The following is a 13555-nucleotide window of genomic DNA, read 5'->3' as shown; positions in this document are numbered from 1 at the left end:
CATGCACACCTCAACTCTTTGGTCAGAAGACTGGGTGCGCGGAAGCCTGTCAGAACCTTCCGGTGAAGAATTCGGACAAAGGGGAGAGTGCTCGAAGAATCCATTCCGTTACCTACGCCACCGTATCTGATGAACAATCAATTGCCTTTGAATGAAAGGCAGTTGGTCAAGGTGTCGAGTCTTGGTCCAGGCCTTTCCGGGAATCCCGTTATCTGATTGAAATAAACGGCGATGGTTATTGACGTGAATTCAGTAAAGGATTCACCTAATTTCTCACCTCGCGAATCCCCCTGATCACGACCGGTGATCGGCCGTCAGCTCGCCGGGCCCGCAGGCCTCTTCCGAGCCCGTTGCGGAGGGACCGTCCCCGGGGGAGCGCGTACCGGGACCCGCCGCGCCCCCCACCGCGCGGCCTCGGTGGGGGGGGCAGGACGGGGGAAGGTGGGGGCCGGGGAGGCGCGCCGTCGCGCAGCCTCGGCCGAGCGCCCGGACGCGACCGGTCGGGGCGCGTTCGTCAGGACCGGCGGCGCGGGTGGGATGATCCTTCCCTCTCCCGGCCCCGCGACGACGCCACGGCTGCCGGGTCACCGTGACCGACGAGGAAGACGAAGGACCGATGACGCTGAACGTGGGCCAACGGGTGCGCCTCGCGACGGAGCTCAGGCTGCCCGGAGCGGTGACCTTGGCGGGGGAGCCCTCTGAGGAGCCGGGCGCCTTCGCCGCCTCGCTGGCCCTCGCGGCGGGCGTCGAGGGCACCGTCGAGCGTGTGGACGAGCGTCACCGGCAGCAGAGCCACGAGGTCCGGGAATACCTGCGCCTCAAGTCGCTCCTCGACGACTTCGGCCCTCAGATGCCCCCGGCGAGCAGAGCGCAACTCGAGGAGCAGGTCGGGTCCCTGGAAGGGGAGTGGGCCGCCTATCGGCGGCGCGTGCGCCACGTCACGGTCCGCGTCCTGCTCGACAACGGATTCGTCCTCGACGACGCGCCCCAGGAGGCCTTCACCCCTGTCTGACCGGGCGCCGGGGGCGCGCTCGCCGGCCGACCGTCAGTCCACCAGGACGCCCGGGTTGAGGATGTGGTGCGGGTCCAGGCTGTTCTTGGCGGCGCGGAGGGCCAGCGCGAAGGGCTCCGGGCGCTGGCGGTCGTAGGCGGGGCGGTGGTCGCGGCCCACGGCGTGATGATGGGTGATCGTGGCGCGGTGGCGGTGCAGGACGCCGGTCGCGGCGGCCTTGATGTCGTCCCAGATCCGGACCTCGTCGCCGGGACGGCCGGCCACGGCCACGGTGAAGTACGGGGCGGCTCCGTCGGGGTAGACGTGGGTCAGGCGGCAGTTGACGGTCGCCCGGTGCCCCGTGGCCTTGAGCGCGGCGGCGCCGACCTCGGTGCGTACGGCCTCGATGAGAGCGGGAACGCGGTCCCAGGTGGCGGCGGTCTCGAAGGTGTCGACGACCGCGCCCATGCGGGCCAGACCGTCGCGCAGGTAGGGCATGCGAAGGAAGGCGGAGCGCCACGCGCCCACGGCCGCGTCGGCCCCCGCTCCGCGGCCGCCCGTCGGTGCCTCGCCGCGACCGCCGTGGGCCCGGGCGAGGTCCAGAGCCGTCTCGAGGCGGTCGTCCACCCGGGCGGTGGCGGATTCGAAGCCCAGGACGAGAACGGTCGACCCGTCGTGCGAGGCGCCGGAGAACAGCGCCTCGCCGGGGTCGAGCAGGCGGCAGTTGGCCGGGGCGAGGTCCGACTGGGCGATGGCTCTCACCGCGTCGAGGGCCCGGCGGAAGTCGCCGAAGGCCACGGACGCCGAGGCCTTGAACCGCGGGCGTTCCTGCAGGCGCATCCACGCCTCGGTGATGACGCCGAGCGCGCCCTCCGAGCCGAGGAACAGCCGGTCGGGCGACGGCCCCGCCCCGGACGCGGGGAGCCGCCACGAGGTGCCGGTGCCGGCGGGGGTGACCACACGCAAGGACTGCACGAAGTCGTCGATGTGGGTGCGGCCGGTGGCGTAGTGACCGCCTGCCCGGGTGGCGAGCCAGCCGCCGAGGGTGGAGAACTCGAAGCTCTGGGGGAAGTGGCGCAGCGTCAGGCCGTGCGGTCGGAGCTGTCCCTCCAGTACGGGCCCCAGGGCGCCGGCCTGGATCAGGGCGGAGCGGCCGGTGGTGTCGACCTCCCGCACCCGGTCCATCGCGGTCAGGTCGAGGGACAGCACGGCGCGGTGGGCGTCGCCGCGGTACTCCACTCCACCGACGACGGAGGAGCCGCCGCCGAAGGGGACGACGGCCACGGCGTGCTCGCCCGCCCAGTCGAGCAGATCGGCCACCTCCCGGTCGCCGGTCGGGCGGGCGACCAGGTCGGGGATGCGGCCGGGGCGTCCGCGCAGGGCACGGATGACGTCGCGGTAGGCCTTGCCCATGGCGTGGGCGGCGCGCTCCTCGGGGTCGGCGGTGACCAGGTGGGCCAGGGAGGACGGGGGTTCGGCGCCGGGCCGGCCGATGGCGAGGTCGGCGATGCGGGGGAGCGGCAGCGGGCGGGCCAGGGTGCCCGGCAGTAGGGCGCCCAGAGCGAGGCATTCGGCGTCGTCGGGGTGGGCGTCGGCAAGCCCCCAGCCCCACCAGGAGCGGGGGCGGGAGGGGCGGGGGACGGTCGCGGTGGCAGGCATGAGGATGCTCCCGGCGGGATCCGTTGAATTTACCCAACGGTAAATTACCCTAGGGTAAGATAAGGGGCATGACAACACCTCCTTCCAGGGCGGGCACCAAGGGCGTCCCGAGGGCCGAACGAGAACGGCAGGTCCTGGCAGCCGCCACCGAGGAGTTCGGCCGGAACGGCTACGAGGCCACCACCATGGCCGCCGTCGCCGCGCGCGTCGGCGTCACCAAGCCGCTGCTGCACCAGTACTTCGGCGGGAAGCAGGACCTCTACCTCGCCTGCCTGGACCCCGTCGGCGATCGCCTGCTGGGCGCCGTGCGCGCGGCGATGGCGGAACCCTCCGCCGAGGCGCCGCCCACCCCCCTGCGCGTCCTGGACGCGCTGTTCCACGCCCTGGAAGGGCAACGGGAGGCGTGGTTCGTCCTCTACGACCCCACGCTGCCGCCGGACAGCGACGCCGCCCGCCAAGCCGCGCACTACCGTGGCGCCATCGACGACCTGGCCGCGACGGGCACCGCCGATCTCCTGCGCACCGCCGGATCCGGCGACCCGCTCGACGCCGACGCCCTCACGTACGCGTGGCGCGGCCTGTGCACGGCCCTGGTCCGCTGGTGGATCGTCCATCCCGAGCAGTCGCCGGAGGCCATGACCCGGCGGTGCGAGCGGATCCTCGCCGCGGCGCGCGCCGTCGGGGGAACGGCGGACCTCGACGGCGCGGAGTCCTGAGGGGCGGGGTAGGTGCGGCACCGGGGCGCCAGCTCGTCCTCCACCTCGAACCCCGCCGGGGGCGGGGCCTTGGGGGTCGCCGTCCTCGTGGGTGGGGCGGGCGGAACCGGCGGGCGGCTCCGCGAAGCGCACCGCCAGGCCTCTCGGCGTCATCGCCATGACTGCCTGATGCCCGGCGACCCCTGGCGGCGCGCCCGCGAAGGCGCGCCGGTGCGGTGGCCGACCGTGAGGCCCGTGCGCTTTCCCGACCGAGGGGGGAAACGTCGCGCGCGACAAGGCATACTGACCGGTCAGTAGGAACTGTCGTCCGGGCCCCGCGCCCCTCCGCCCTGAGGAATCCGATGCCCTCGACCCAACGATCCGCTCTGCTGCTCGCCGGACTGCTCGCCTCCGCGGGTGCCGCTCATTTCGTGGCGCCGAAGCAGTTCGACGCCATCGTGCCGCGTGCGCTGCCGGGCAGCCGCCGGAGCTGGACCCTTGCAAGTGGTGCCGTGGAACTGGCCCTTGCGGCCGGCCTCGCGCACCCGGCCACGCGCCGGACGAGCGCCCGCGCCGCGGCGCTGTTCTTCGCGGCGGTCTTCCCGGCCAACGTGCAGATGGCGCACGACTGGCGCCATCGGCCCACGCCGGCCAGGGCGCTCGCCTACGGGAGGCTCCCCCTTCAGGTCCCCCTGATCCTGTGGGCCCGCCACGCCGCTCGCGCCGGCGAGTAGGAAACCGGGGCCGAACGGGGCCCCGGCTGCGCATGGCGGTCCCCCGTGTCGTTCCCGACCGCCGGCCGGGTGGACGAACCTCGCCACCGGCCCCCGAGCGGCCTCCGGCGGCGTGCGGGGGCGAACGTGGGGCGCACCCACGGCTCGTCAGGGCGTGCCTGCGTGGCCGCGGCGTGAGCGGGATGCCGCGGCTCCGCGCGTGCGGAGCCCCGCGACCGGGGGTCTGCCCCACCGTGCTCCGGGGGGCTGGTCGGAGTGCCCGGGGACGGCGCGGCATGATCATCTGTCCGTACGACATCCGCGCGACGGAAGGTGTACGGGTGAGAAGCCGGATCGGATACTCGGCATGGATCGTGGGCGTGATCCAGTTCTTCGTGACGCACGGGATCGTCGAGTCGGCCTGGGCCAGACCCTACAGCTGGGCCCGGAACAACATCAGCGACCTGGGCAACGCTCGCTGCGCCCTGCAGCGAGAGCCCGAGCCGCGGTACGTCTGCTCCCCCGAGCACGGTCTGATGAACGTCTCCTTCGTGGTCCTGGGAGTGCTGCTCGTCGTCGGGGTCGTGCTGACGGCCGGCGTCCTGTGGCGCAGGGGCCGTGCCGCCACCGCGGCCCGGGTGCTGCTCGCCGGCGCCGGCGTGGGATTCGTGCTCGCCGGGCTGGCTCCGGCCGACGTCGACGAGAACCTGCACGTCCTGGGCGCCCTCCTCATCATGGCGGTGGGCAACGTCGGGCTCGTTCTGGCGGTGTTCGGCCTGACGAAGGACCTGCCGGCCGCACTGCGGTGGGGCGCCGGTCTGCTGGGACTGACAGCGACGGCCGCTCTCGTGCTGTTCCTCTCCCGGCACTATCTCGGTCTCGGCATGGGGGGCATGGAACGCGTCGCCGCCCTTCCCCTTCTGTTCTGGGCGCTGGCAGTAGGCGCTCATGGCGTCGTGCGTCGGCCCGGCGCCGCGCGCACGGCGGAGAGCCCTCGGGGAGCGGCTCGGGGCGTCACGCGTGCCGCATCGCGTTGACTTCGACCTCTCCCGCCACTCGGGGCACGGTGGGGCGGTCGCGCCGGAACCGGGCCGATCGGCAACGCCCCTCGCTGCTCCGCCGCTCGGGGCGGCGAGGCGCTGCCGCGAGCGGTGCGCGGAAGGTCGTCGGCCATGCGAAGAGGCGGCATGGACGCGGTCAACGGGGCACCGGATACTGGCCGTCGACCCTGCGTCCCGAGATGCCTGGAGACGACGTGCGCACTCGCCTTGCTGTCGCCCTTGGTTCCGCCACGCTGACCTGCGGAGCCCTGCTCGCCGCCCCGCCGGCCGCCGCCGCCGACTATCCGGTCAGCAGCTTCGACGTCACCTACGGCCAGACGTACACCCGGGGGACCATCACCTGGTACGGGCGTTCGGTCGTGGTGGCGGGTGAGCACAAGTCGGTCGACGTGAACAGCTGCCGGGGCACCACGGCGTTCACGCTCGACTCGCTGAATCATCAGATGGGCGTGGGCCTTTCCGGGAACGTGTGCGGGGCCAGCGACACCTTCTCGTTCCTCGTGCCGGCAGACGCTCCAGGCGGGGCCGCGGTGGTGCGGGTGTGTCTGGACAACGGGGCGGACGGTCCGCAAGTGGTCTACCTGAAGTGCCTGAGGTACGGCCACCCGTGACACACGGCGCGGACGGCGGGGCCCGGGCCTGCCGGCGGCGATCCGGCGTCCGCGCGGCGGAGCGGGGCCGTCAGCCCCGCTCCGCGCGAAGTATCACCACAGACGGCGGACTGCGCAGGCGATGGCCCCGGCGAGACTGAGTCCGCTGCCGTAGGCGAGGCCGCGGAGGAAGTGCCCGAACGCGGCGCGGCACTGGAGCCGGACGTAGCTGCCGAGACGGCCGTAGGGGGTCTCGCCGCAGGTGCCGGTACGACGCCGGGTGTCGAGGACCCGACAGTAGTGGATCAGGCCTTCGCGTCCGTGGACGGGAGCGGGCGGGAACAGAACGCGCAGAGAGGTCCGCGCGCTGAGAGCGATGCCCCGCGTCGGCATGTCCGGGGCGGTGCGGGCACGGCCGAGTATGGCTCCGGGCGCGACTTCGGCGCCCGCCCCTTCGGGGCCGGCCGGCGTGGCGGTGGTCAGTATCGGACTGCTGGCAACGGTGCTCATGCCGTGGTCAACCGGCCGCCGGGGCCGGGCGGCACTGGTCGCGACCCTGCTTCACCCCTGATGGGGGCCGCTTTCCCCGGCAGGAGGGAAATTCCTCATCCAAACGGGGTGGAATGCGCCTGCCGCCTGTCGCCTGTCGCCTGTGCCACCCACCGCTGCCGTCTCATGCGTGACGGGCGGTCACCGCTCAGATCCGTGGGGGCGTTCGTCGTCGACCCGCCGACGGCGGGTGGTTCCCCCAGGCCGGCTCCGGCGCCGGCCACGGCGTCGCACCGGCCGCGCGGCCCCTCGCGCGCGCCGCCGCGTTCGCCGACCGGCGCGGGGCCTTGCTGCTGGGCGGTCAGAAGTGGCCTTCCCACCCACCCGCCCCCTGATGCATTGACAGGTTCGGGTCACCCTCTCCATTCTTGAGAGCGCTCTCACGAGCTCACTTCCCCCGTCCGGAGTCCCCACCTCCGAGGAGCCCTCCATGTCCCCACGGCATAGGCGCAAGCACACCAAGCTCATCCCCCTGGCCGCCGCCGCGCTGATCGGCATCGCCGCCACCGTCGTCGGGGTCGGCGACCCCGACCCGGCGTCCGCCACCGTCCCCGCGACGATCCCGCTCACCTTCACGAACAACTCGGGCCGTGGCGAGCAGGTCTACGTCTACAACCTCGGCACCGAGCTCTCCACGGGCCGGCAGGGGTGGGCGGACGCGAACGGCACCTTCCATCCCTGGCCGGCCGGGGGCTCCACGCCCGTGCCCGCGCCCGACGCATCCATCACCGGCCCGGCCAACGGCGGGTCGATGACCATCCGGCTGCCGAAGTTCTCGGGGCGGATCTACTTCAGCTACGGACAGAAGCTGGTGTTCAAGCTCGCTACGGGCGGCCTCGTGCAGCCCGCGGTGCAGAACCCCAGCGATCCCAACAGGAACATCCTGTTCAACTGGTCGGAGTACACCCTCAACGACTCGGGCCTGTGGATCAACAGCACCCAGGTCGACATGGTCTCGGCACCGTACGCCGTCGGCGTGAAACGCCCCGACGGCACCGTCGCGAACACCGGGCACCTCAAGCCCGGCGGATACCGCGGGTTCTACGACGCACTGCGCGGCCAGCCCGGCGGCTGGGCCAACCTGATCCAGACCCGGTCCGACGGCACGGTGCTGCGCGCGCTGGCGCCGGGCCACGGCATCGAGGCGGGAGCGCTTCCCCCGGGAGTGATGAGCGACTACATCAACCGCGTCTGGACCAAGTACGCCACCTCGACGCTGACCGTGACCCCGTTCGCGAACCAGCCGTCGGTGAAGTACTACGGCCGGGTCTCGGGCAACGTCATGAACTTCACCAACAGCGCCGGGGCCGTCGTCACCTCCTTCCAGAAGCCCGACTCCGACAGCGTCTTCGGCTGCTACAAGCTCCTCGACGCCCCGAACGACCAGGTGCGCGGACCCATCTCCCGCACGCTGTGCGCGGGCTACAACCGCTCCACCCTGCTCACCAACCCCAACCAGCCCGACACCTCGTCGGCCGGCTTCTACCAGGACGCCGTCACCAACCACTACTCCCGCAAGATCCACGCCCAGATGGCCGACGGCAAGGCGTACGGCTTCGCCTTCGACGACGTCGGCGCGCACGAGTCGCTGGTGCACGACGGCGACCCGCGCCAGGCCTACGTCACGCTCGACCCGTTCGACTGAGTCGGGTGGCGAAGGCGCTGATCACGGTGCGGCGCGAGCTGGGGGCCGCGGCGGATCGCGTCGATCACCGGCGGGTGATCGACGCGATCCCGGCCCGGGTGATCGTGATCGGCGCTGCCGCCGATCCGGCGGAGTGCGGGGCTTACCGGGTTCCGGGAGGGCTTGATCGCCGTGCACCCGGCCGGAGCCTCGACCCCGGCCGGGGTCGAGGCTCCGGCCGGGCCGACGGACGGGGTCAGACGCTCCAGATCTCCCTCATCGTCTCCACCTCGCCCTTGGCGTCCAGCGTCAGCTCGTAGATGTTGCCGAAGCAGCCGTAGGGCGGCACCACCTTGGGGTAGTCCTCGGTGGGAGCCCCGATCTCCTCGGCCAGGCAGCGGTCGATGTGCAGCGACAGCTGCTCGTGGTCGACCTGCTTCCACTGACCGGGCCCGGCAGCCAGGGCCAGATAGGCCCTGACGTTCTCGGGGAGGACGTAGTGCCTGGTCTGGGCGCCCTTCTCGGCGCCGTAGATCCAGTCGTTCGGAGTGCAGTGCGGCTTGGCCTCCGCCGCCTCGAAGCCGCCGGCGTCACGCATCAGCGCGACCTTCACCCTGAGGTGCCCTGCGGGCAGGGCCGGAGGGCGGCCGCAGTCGCCGCCCTTGCCGTCACCGTCGACGTCGTCGGCCGGGTCGCTGCTTGCGGTGCCACCGGAGTCCGGGGTCGTGGACGCGGTGGCCGACGGCGAGGTGGCGCCGGCGCCTCCGCTCGGGCCCGCCGCGGTGGGGTCCCCGGGACCGCAGGCGGCGACGCCGCTCAGGGCGGCGAGGAGCGCAAGGGCGCTGAGAACATGCCGAGTTGAGGTCATACTTTCATTCCCCCGAATGAGAGTGCTCCGTGTCGTGATCATGATTGATCGACGGAGCTTTCTACCCCACGGAGTTGTTGAATGGCCAATCGGCGGAGCCGGGTGCCTCCCCGCCGGGGAACCCGCGCCGCGCCGGAGCGGAAAGGCGAGGTCCCACGCGGGCCGGAGCGCGAGAATGGACACGCATGGACCTCGGCCGGGGTCCGTCCCGAAGACGATCACAGGGATGGTGGCGGGCGAGGCCGAAGGCCGCCCGTGCACCCACCCGCCCGGCCCGGGCCGAGGTCGTACGGGCGGGCGAGGCCGACGCCGGGATGCCTCGTCGGCGCCCGGGCGCCGACGGATTCCCCGGAACCCGGCGGTCTGCGGATGTCGAGAACGTGGCACCGGCTCCGTCCCAGGGAGAGAAGCGGTCACCACCGGCCGCACGAGCAGGAGGGAGACACCGACATGGCGATTCAGCGGATGGACAACGTCGGCATCGTCGTCGAGGACCTGGACGCGGCCGTCGCGTTCTTCGTGGAACTCGGCATGGAGCTGGAGGGCAGGGCCGAGATCGAGGGCCGCTTCGCCGACCAGTGCACCGGCCTCGACGGCGTCCGCTGTGACATCGCGATGCTCCGGACCCCGGACGGCCACAGTCGGCTCGAGCTGGCGAAGTACCGGAACCCCGTGGCGATCAGCACCGGTCCACGCGACCGGCCGCACAACATCCTGGGCACGCACCGCGTCATGTTCGCCGTCGACGACATCGAGGACACGGTTGCCCGCCTGCGTCCCCACGGTGCCGAACTCGTCGGCGAGATCGCCCGGTTCGAGGACGTCTATCTGCTGTGCTACCTCCGCGGCCCGGAGGGTGTGATCGTCGGACTGGCCGAGCAACTGGGCTGAGACGCTCCCGGCAGCGGCCGGGCCCTCGGTCACCCCTGCCTGCGGGCAGGGGCGGCCGGGCCCTCGGTCACCCCTGCCTGCGGGCAGGGCCTACGCTGGGACCTGCGGCCACCGCATGATCGTTTGTCTTCACGCACCGATGATCAACGGTGGCCGGACCCGTCTCCACACCGCGTCAGGTCGCGCAGCGTCCGTCTGCCGGCCGCTGTATCGGAGGGCCTGTGCAACGTGGCGAAGTCTGGTGGGTCCGGTTCGACGAGCCGAGGCTGGTCGTCCTGCTGTCAGGCGAGGACGCGTCCGGATTCCAGGTGATGCAGGTGGTCGCTCCGGCGGGCCTCGACATCAGCGGTCTGGCCATCGAAGTGACGGTCGGCGCCGGGGAAGGGCTGCCGTTCGAGGGCGTGCTGCGGGTCGCGTTCTCGCGGCCCGGCCTCACCCCGTGCACGTGGCTGACCACGGTGTCCCGGGAGGACCTGATGGAGCGGGCGGCCGTCCTGTCCTCCAACAAGCTCGGCGAGATCGATGATGCCCTCCGCCGCGCTGCACAGGCACAGGAGCGGACCCCGGCGACGACCGCGAAGCTCAGTGAGATGAGGGACGCCCTCCGGCGCGGCGAACCCGGGTGGACGAACGGGTAGACGATGAAGGAGCGACGCCCGCGAAGGTGGTGGTCCCGGCCCCGGTGGTGGCGGTGGTCCCGGCCGTGGCGTGTGCGCACTCTCGGCGGAGGCCGACACTGGAATCATGGATCCGGAGGAATCCCTGCGTCGCATCGCCTTTCTCCTCGAATGGCGTGGCGTGTCCCCGTACCGGGTGCGCGCCTTTCACACGGCGGCCGACGCCATACGCGACCTGCCGCCGGGCCCCGTGGACGCTGCGCAGGTCAGACGGCTGCGCGGGGTCGGGCCGGTCACCGCGGAGGTGATCTCCCAGGCATCGACGGGGGCCGTTCCCACGTACCTCGCACGCCTGCAGGCCGAAGCCGGCCCGGCCGCCCGCGCCGGCTGGGACCTCGCGGCGGCGAGCATCGGCGACTGCCACGTCCACTCCGACTGGTCGGACGGCGGCAGCCCACTGGAGGAGATGGCCGAAGCGGCCGGCGCTCTGGGCCACCGATGGGCGGTCGTGACCGATCACTCGCCGCGGTTGACCATCGCCCACGGGCTGAGCGCCGACCGGCTCAAGCGCCAGCTGGAGGCGGTGGCCGCCCTGAATGCCACGCTGAACCCGGGTTTTCGGCTGCTGACGGGCATCGAGTGCGACATCCTCGAGGACGGCTCGCTGGACCAGGAGGAAGACCTGCTCGACCGGCTCGACATCGTCGTGGCCTCGGTGCACTCGAAGCTCCGCTCGGAGCCCGAGCCGATGACCGCGCGTCTGGTGGCCGCGGTGCGCAACCCCCGTGTGGACGTCCTGGGGCACTGCACGGGACGGATCATCACCGGTCGGGGGCGCCCCCGGTCCCGCTTCGACGCCGAGACCGTGTTCGCCGCGTGTGCGGAGGCCGGCACCGCCGTGGAGATCAACTGCAGGCCCGAACGCCGCGACCCGCCGGACGACCTGCTCCGGCAGGCCGCCGCCGCGGGCTGCCGCTTCGCCGTGGACACCGATGCCCACGCCCCGGAACAGCTGCACTGGCAGAGCTCGGGCTATGCGCGCGCCGCACGGGTCGGCCTGGAAGCGGACCGGCTGATCACGACCTGGCCGCTCCGGCGTCTGCTGGCCGGCCGCTCGGGTGCCCGCTGACGAGGGCGTGACCGAGCCCGGCGCCGCCGCCCCGCCGGGTACCCGGAGGTTGGTCCTTCCGGATGATCAGGAAGGGCAGTGGCGTTTGCCGGGAGCGGAAGGGGACAGCAGCGGTGCATGCCCGCAGCACCCGGCTGGGGCGGTGCACAGGGAGAGCGGATCATGACAGACCTCGCAGCTATGCCGGTTCTCGCCTCGGCAGGATCGAACGGCGTACTCTTCGCCGTCGTCATCGGCCTGGTGGTCGTCGCACTTCTTGTCGGTGCGTTCTGGTGGGGCAGTCGCCGAGTGGCGCGCAGGCGCCGGCCGGTCGGCGATCCCACCGAGGCGGGCACCAAGGCAGGGCGCGACTCCTGGGCCTCACCCGACGACCGGGGCGCGGGTCGCTAGCGGCTCGTCTCGGATCCTTGGTCGGCAAGGGATCTGTCCTGTTCGGCCCCCGTCCAACCTCCGGACGGGGAGGCCCGCGACAGCGGACTGCTGCAATCATCACCCGATGAGTGATGACCAGCGCATATACCCGTCCAAGGTGGCCGGCGACCGTGCGTCGCTGATCGCGTTCCTCGACTACCAGCGCGCGACCCTCGCCATGAAGTGCCAGGGGCTGACCGGCGAGCAACTGAAGCAGAAGGCGGTTCCGACGTCGGGCCTGTCCCTCCTGGGCCTCGTACGGCATGCGGCCGAGGTCGAGCGGAGCTGGTTCCGGTTGGTGCTGAACGGCGACGACTGCAAAGCCCTCTGGCCCAGGACCAACGGCGAGTTCGCCGAATTCCATGTGGACAACGCCGACGTGGACGAGGCGTTCGCGTTCTGGCGCGAGGCGTGCGAGGGCTCCCGTGCCGCCGCGGACGCCGTCGAGTCCCTCGACGACACGGTGGACTTCCGGGGCGAGGTCATCTCGCTCCGCTATGTCCTCACCCACATGATCGAGGAGTACGCGCGCCACAACGGCCACGCCGACCTGCTCCGCGAAGCGATCGATGGAGAGGTTGGCGAATAGGGCCCAGGGCGACCCTGCTCGATCCGCCCGGCGCACGTTGTTCGATGCCACGGATCCGTCTCCGATCCCGCAACTTCCGGGGTAGGTGTAGACCTGTGGCCACTGCACCGCACGCGTGGGCGGAGCGGACGTCCCAGCGGGACCAAGGACGCGTCGGCCTTCACCGGCGTCGATCCCCAGGACGACGGGTCCGGGCGTCGGCCAGGCTGAGAGGTCCCGCCGGAAGGCGCCGCCGACGCCCCGGTTCCGCGGCCGGAATACGGTGGAGGGGCAACCGAGCACCGGGAAAGCGGGTCGACGATGTCCACTGCGGAGGGATACCCGCCGCGGGCAGCCGCCCAGGCGCGCACGCTGGCGGAGATGGACGCGCTCCTCGTCGAGTGCCGGGCGTGTCCGCGGCTGGTGCGGTGGCGGGAGGAGACGGCCCGCGAGAAGCGGGCGGCGTTCCGGGACCGGGAGTACTGGGGTCGGCCCGTGCCGGGATTCGGGCCGACGGACGCCCCCCTCCTGATCGCCGGCCTCGCACCGGCGGCCCACGGCGCGAACCGGACCGGGCGGATGTTCACCGGTGACCGGGCCGGTGATCTGCTGTTCGCGACGCTGTACGAGCTGGGGCTGGCCTCCGGGGCTCGCGCCACCGGCCCCGATGACGGGCTGGAGCTTCTCGGCGTACGCGTCACCGCCCCGGTGCACTGCGCCCCGCCGGACAACCGCCCCACGCCCGGCGAACGTGACACGTGCCGTCCCTGGCTGACCCGCGAGGCGCACCTGCTGCGCCCCACCCTGCGCGCGGTCGTCACCCTGGGAGCCTTCGGCTGGCAGGCCGCGCTGGCAGCGCTGGGCGAGGCCGGGTGGACCGTGCCGCGGCCTCGGCCGACGTTCGGACACGGCGTGCGGGCGCTGCTGACCCCCGCGGAGGGGCCGGGCGACCCGCTGGCGGTCTTCGGCTGCTATCACGTCAGCCAGCGCAACGTGTTCACCGGCAGGCTGACGCAGGACATGCTGCGCCGGGTCCTCGCCGAGGCCGCGCACGCCGCCGGTCTGCGGGTCGCGGATCCGCCACGCTCAGGGTGACCACCCTGGCGCCCCCGGCGCACCGGAGAGGCGTGAGCGGCGCCCCCGGCGAGCCGGACGCCCCGCCCCCGGTACGGACCGGGGCCGCAGGAGA

Annotated in this window: 15 protein-coding genes; 12 read left to right on the top strand and 3 right to left on the bottom strand. The window is 72.4% G+C overall.

Features of this window, described 5'->3' with window-relative positions; genetic code table 11:
- Positions 1 to 616 precede the first annotated feature (616 nt).
- A complete protein-coding gene (locus tag ACGF1Z_RS00740; RefSeq protein ID WP_392998404.1) occupies positions 617 to 1012 on the top strand; it encodes a hypothetical protein in 396 nt (131 codons plus the stop codon).
- A gap of 33 nt (positions 1013 to 1045) precedes the next feature.
- On the opposite strand, the gene ACGF1Z_RS00735 is transcribed toward ACGF1Z_RS00740, so the two are convergent.
- The gene (locus ACGF1Z_RS00735) at positions 1046 to 2650 is read right to left on the bottom strand and encodes an FAD-binding oxidoreductase (protein WP_392998402.1); all 1605 of its coding nucleotides are present in this window, start codon (positions 2648 to 2650) and stop codon (positions 1046 to 1048) included.
- A gap of 68 nt (positions 2651 to 2718) precedes the next feature.
- Here ACGF1Z_RS00735 and ACGF1Z_RS00730 point away from each other — a divergent pair, with 68 nt between their 5' ends.
- From ACGF1Z_RS00730 to ACGF1Z_RS00715, 4 genes are all read left to right on the top strand, one after another.
- Entirely contained in the window at positions 2719 to 3366 is a 648-nt protein-coding gene (locus ACGF1Z_RS00730; protein WP_392998400.1) for a TetR/AcrR family transcriptional regulator, read from the top strand.
- Positions 3367 to 3707: 341 nt separating this feature from the next.
- A complete protein-coding gene (locus ACGF1Z_RS00725; protein WP_392998398.1) occupies positions 3708 to 4079 on the top strand; it encodes a hypothetical protein in 372 nt (123 codons plus the stop codon).
- 320 nt (positions 4080 to 4399) lie between these two features.
- A complete protein-coding gene (locus ACGF1Z_RS00720; RefSeq protein WP_392998396.1) occupies positions 4400 to 5095 on the top strand; it encodes a DUF998 domain-containing protein in 696 nt (231 codons plus the stop codon).
- A gap of 218 nt (positions 5096 to 5313) precedes the next feature.
- Positions 5314 to 5730 (top strand): hypothetical protein, encoded by a 417-nt coding sequence (locus ACGF1Z_RS00715; protein ID WP_392998394.1) that lies wholly within the window; start codon positions 5314 to 5316, stop codon positions 5728 to 5730.
- A gap of 93 nt (positions 5731 to 5823) precedes the next feature.
- Here ACGF1Z_RS00715 and ACGF1Z_RS00710 read toward each other — a convergent pair whose 3' ends face one another.
- Complete coding sequence (locus ACGF1Z_RS00710) at positions 5824 to 6219, bottom strand: hypothetical protein (protein ID WP_392998392.1); 396 nt, start codon at positions 6217 to 6219, stop codon at positions 5824 to 5826.
- A 469-nt stretch (positions 6220 to 6688) separates the two neighbouring features.
- On the opposite strand from ACGF1Z_RS00710, the gene ACGF1Z_RS00705 reads away from it, so the two are divergent.
- Entirely contained in the window at positions 6689 to 7903 is a 1215-nt protein-coding gene (locus tag ACGF1Z_RS00705; protein WP_392998390.1) for a glycoside hydrolase family 64 protein, read from the top strand.
- Between the two features lie 235 nt (positions 7904 to 8138).
- Here the strand turns inward: ACGF1Z_RS00705 and ACGF1Z_RS00700 are convergent, their stop codons facing one another.
- The gene (locus tag ACGF1Z_RS00700; protein ID WP_392998388.1) at positions 8139 to 8750 is read right to left on the bottom strand and encodes a hypothetical protein; all 612 of its coding nucleotides are present in this window, start codon (positions 8748 to 8750) and stop codon (positions 8139 to 8141) included.
- A gap of 450 nt (positions 8751 to 9200) precedes the next feature.
- Here ACGF1Z_RS00700 and ACGF1Z_RS00695 point away from each other — a divergent pair, with 450 nt between their 5' ends.
- The 6 genes from ACGF1Z_RS00695 (at position 9201) to ACGF1Z_RS00670 (ending at position 13461) form a co-directional block, all read left to right on the top strand.
- Entirely contained in the window at positions 9201 to 9641 is a 441-nt protein-coding gene (locus tag ACGF1Z_RS00695) for a VOC family protein (protein WP_392998386.1), read from the top strand.
- A 221-nt stretch (positions 9642 to 9862) separates the two neighbouring features.
- Positions 9863 to 10279: a type II toxin-antitoxin system PemK/MazF family toxin gene (locus ACGF1Z_RS00690; RefSeq protein WP_392998384.1), complete on the top strand. Its 417-nt coding sequence runs from the start codon at positions 9863 to 9865 to the stop codon at positions 10277 to 10279.
- A 106-nt stretch (positions 10280 to 10385) separates the two neighbouring features.
- Positions 10386 to 11387 (top strand): PHP domain-containing protein, encoded by a 1002-nt coding sequence (locus tag ACGF1Z_RS00685; RefSeq protein WP_392998382.1) that lies wholly within the window; start codon positions 10386 to 10388, stop codon positions 11385 to 11387.
- A 162-nt stretch (positions 11388 to 11549) separates the two neighbouring features.
- Positions 11550 to 11777 carry a DUF6479 family protein gene (locus tag ACGF1Z_RS00680; protein ID WP_392998380.1) on the top strand — a complete coding sequence of 76 codons (228 nt, stop codon included), beginning with the start codon at positions 11550 to 11552 and terminating at the stop codon, positions 11775 to 11777.
- A 106-nt stretch (positions 11778 to 11883) separates the two neighbouring features.
- Positions 11884 to 12387, top strand: coding sequence for a DinB family protein (locus ACGF1Z_RS00675; protein WP_392998378.1), 504 nt, complete (start codon positions 11884 to 11886; stop codon positions 12385 to 12387).
- Between the two features lie 300 nt (positions 12388 to 12687).
- Positions 12688 to 13461 (top strand): uracil-DNA glycosylase, encoded by a 774-nt coding sequence (locus ACGF1Z_RS00670; RefSeq protein ID WP_392998376.1) that lies wholly within the window; start codon positions 12688 to 12690, stop codon positions 13459 to 13461.
- Positions 13462 to 13555 lie beyond the last annotated feature (94 nt).

This window comes from Streptomyces sp. NPDC048018, from assembly GCF_043202995.1.
Classification (GTDB): Bacteria; Actinomycetota; Actinomycetes; order Streptomycetales; family Streptomycetaceae; genus Streptomyces.
This window is presented reverse-complemented; position numbering and strand designations above follow the sequence as displayed.

Excerpts from the sequence above, each read along its gene's own strand:
- ACGF1Z_RS00740 (WP_392998404.1), top strand. The coding sequence starts at position 617 with ATGACGCTGAACGTGGGCCAACGGGTGCGCCTCGCGACGGAGCTCAGG.
- ACGF1Z_RS00735 (WP_392998402.1), bottom strand. The coding sequence starts at position 2,650 with ATGCCTGCCACCGCGACCGTCCCCCGCCCCTCCCGCCCCCGCTCCTGG.
- ACGF1Z_RS00730 (WP_392998400.1), top strand. The coding sequence starts at position 2,719 with ATGACAACACCTCCTTCCAGGGCGGGCACCAAGGGCGTCCCGAGGGCC.
- ACGF1Z_RS00725 (WP_392998398.1), top strand. The coding sequence starts at position 3,708 with ATGCCCTCGACCCAACGATCCGCTCTGCTGCTCGCCGGACTGCTCGCC.
- ACGF1Z_RS00710 (WP_392998392.1), bottom strand. The coding sequence starts at position 6,219 with ATGAGCACCGTTGCCAGCAGTCCGATACTGACCACCGCCACGCCGGCC.
- ACGF1Z_RS00705 (WP_392998390.1), top strand. The coding sequence starts at position 6,689 with ATGTCCCCACGGCATAGGCGCAAGCACACCAAGCTCATCCCCCTGGCC.
- ACGF1Z_RS00700 (WP_392998388.1), bottom strand. The coding sequence starts at position 8,750 with ATGACCTCAACTCGGCATGTTCTCAGCGCCCTTGCGCTCCTCGCCGCC.
- ACGF1Z_RS00695 (WP_392998386.1), top strand. The coding sequence starts at position 9,201 with ATGGCGATTCAGCGGATGGACAACGTCGGCATCGTCGTCGAGGACCTG.
- ACGF1Z_RS00685 (WP_392998382.1), top strand. The coding sequence starts at position 10,386 with ATGGATCCGGAGGAATCCCTGCGTCGCATCGCCTTTCTCCTCGAATGG.
- ACGF1Z_RS00680 (WP_392998380.1), top strand. The coding sequence starts at position 11,550 with ATGACAGACCTCGCAGCTATGCCGGTTCTCGCCTCGGCAGGATCGAAC.
- ACGF1Z_RS00675 (WP_392998378.1), top strand. The coding sequence starts at position 11,884 with ATGAGTGATGACCAGCGCATATACCCGTCCAAGGTGGCCGGCGACCGT.
- ACGF1Z_RS00670 (WP_392998376.1), top strand. The coding sequence starts at position 12,688 with ATGTCCACTGCGGAGGGATACCCGCCGCGGGCAGCCGCCCAGGCGCGC.